The 2,750-nt window shown below is 31.5% G+C and carries 1 protein-coding gene; it reads left to right on the top strand.

All coding sequences use genetic code 11. The features are described 5' to 3' along the window. Positions 1-42 precede the first annotated feature (42 nt). A partial coding sequence (locus tag A7D14_RS07145; protein ID WP_067032074.1) for an outer membrane beta-barrel protein occupies positions 43-2,750 on the top strand: 2,708 nt, incomplete at its 3' end.

The following is a 2,750-nucleotide window of genomic DNA, read 5'->3' as shown; positions in this document are numbered from 1 at the left end:
AGATGGGCTGGCTTTTCTTGACTTAATTTAAAGAGATTTAAGATGCATAAACGTTATATAGTTCATATTTTTTTGGTATTTGTTTGCGGTTTAGTCTATTCGCAGGATTTTTCTATCACCGGAAAGTTAAAGGATAGAGTTTCTCAGGAGCCGCTTGAGTCGTCTACCGTGTATGTAGAATCAATAAAGGATAGTACCTTAATTGCATATACAATCAGTGACTCGAACGGAATGTTTCAACTTGATTTTTCGACAAATAGGAAAAATATAAACCTATTCATTACTTATATTGGATATAAAACAATTGTTAAGGAAATTTCATTGAAAACACCCAACATAGAAATGGGGGATATCAATTTGGAAATTCAAGCAAATCAACTTGATGAGATAAAAGTTTTTGGCGATAGGATTCCTATAATAGTTAAAAAAGACACGCTGGAATTTAATGCAGACTCATTTCAAACACGTCCTGATGCCAATTTGGAGGAGTTGCTAAAGAGATTGCCAGGAATCGAAATCGATAAAAAAGGTGGGATTACCATGAATGGACAAGTGGTTAGCCAAATATTAATAAATGGAATGCCTTTTTTCGGAAATGACTTAAAAATTGCTACTAAAAACATTCCTAGGGAGATAGTGGATAAGGTAGAACTTACTTCGACTAAGACAGAAAAAGAAAGGTTTACGGGCAAAGAGGGGAGTTCCGATAAACAGACAATCAATGTAACAATTAAAAAAGACAAAAATAAGGGACACATGATGAGGGCTACAGCGGGATATGGAACAGATGATAGGTATCAATTTAATGCCATAGGAAATTACTTTAACGGTAAAGAGCGTATTAGTCTTCTGTTAGGAAAGAACAACATAAATAATCCGGGGTTTTCATTTGATGAAGTCTATGATATGATTGGAAATAAGAGAGAATTGAATAGGAACAATAATGATGGGTTTAATCTAGGTGATATTGCTTTTGGGTCAGGAGAGGGAATTGCAGAGTCTACCAATTTGGGGGCAAATTATACAAATGAATTTAATAACAATACGAAAGTTTCAACCGATTATTTTTTTGGTTCAGCCAATACTAACAATGAAACCAAAATTTTTCAGGAAAATCAGTTACAAAATGATTTGTTTTTCACCGATAAGGCATCAGGCTATTTAAGTGAGACAGATTCACATAGATTTACTGGGCTATTCTCAACGAATATTGATTCTTCTTTGAGATTAAGCTTCCAACCAAAATTCACTTATAATAAAACTATGAACAGTTCTTTTTCTAACGAATCTTCATTCTCTTTAGGAAATGAGATTACTAGTGAAAGTGTACTTGTAGATAGTTCTAGTATTTCAACAAAAAATTTTAACAACAATATAGAAATCATTAAAAGGTATGGAAATCAAGGAAGGTTTTTAAGTTTTAACCTAAGAAATTCTTACATCGAAAATGATGGGAAATCCAGATATTCATCTGAGCTCTCCACATCTTCGGACAATATCGAAATTAAGCAGTTAGAAGAGTCATATGGCAAAAATGAAAGCTACAATTTTGGAATATCATATAGGCTACCATTAGGCAAAAAGAAATTGTTTCTTGATTTTGATTTTAATTACCTAATTAGTAGACAGAAGAACAATAGGGTAGTTAATGATTTCAACGATACCACTAATGAATTTGAAGACTTAAATCAAGACCTAAGCTCCTATTTTTCTTATAACGCTGATGTAGTCCAACCTAAAGTTGGTTTAACATATGAAGGAGACAAATATAGTTTTAATATAAATGGGAGCTATATCAACGTTCAGCTAAGCAATAATGATTCAATCCAAAAATTGGAGTATTCAAAAATAAATGGTAGAACTTATTTTGGTGGTTTTTTTAGATACCAAATTAATAAAAGATCCAAGATTTTTTTAGATTATAGAGTAGATAATACCATACCTTCTCTCAATGAATTACAGCCTATTGAAGACGTTAAAAACCCTTTGAATGTTTCGGGGGGCAATAATGAGTTGAGTTCTTTTTACAATCATGTGATTAGGCTTAATTATACGGGATACAATTCAAAATCAAAAACTAATTTTTTCTTATTCGCTCAATCAGAAATATCGGATGACAAAATTGTTGAGAAGCTCGATGTAGACAATAACTTGATAAGAAATAGAGGTTTCGTAAATATGGACGGGAATATTAATACATTTGGGGGTTTTGGGATTAATAAGCGGATAAAAAAAGATAGTACTCACATTTTGAACATTTCGACTGGTGGCGGATTTGTGTTTAGAAATGATGTTACTTTAAATAATGATATTGAGTTTAAAACTAGTACGTTTCGATTTGTTCCGAGATTAGGACTTCAATATAGCTACAAAGATTTTTTTGATGTTAGTCCCTCTTATCGACTGACATATAATACTACTACTTATAACGATAGACAGAAAACCGATTTCACTCTTCATAGTTTAGAACTAAGAGTAACTTCATATTGGCCAAAAGGAGTTGTAATAGGGAATGATTTAAGTTATGTCTATAATGGGTCTATCCAAGGTAATATTGAAAAAACATCTTTGCTTTGGAATTTAAGTTTTGGAATGAATATGTTTAAGGGAAATGGAAACCTAAAATTTACTGTATATGATTTGTTAAGGCAAAACAACAATATTTCAAGAACTGTTACTCAAAATTTCATTGAAAATAGAGAAAGTTTAATACTTCAGAGATACTTTATGTTAAGCTTTACATATAAAAT

The organism is Allomuricauda sp. CP2A, from assembly GCF_001683915.1.
Classification (GTDB): domain Bacteria; phylum Bacteroidota; class Bacteroidia; order Flavobacteriales; family Flavobacteriaceae; genus Flagellimonas.
Note: the sequence above shows the minus strand (reverse complement) of the source record. Positions and strands in the feature narration are given on the sequence as shown.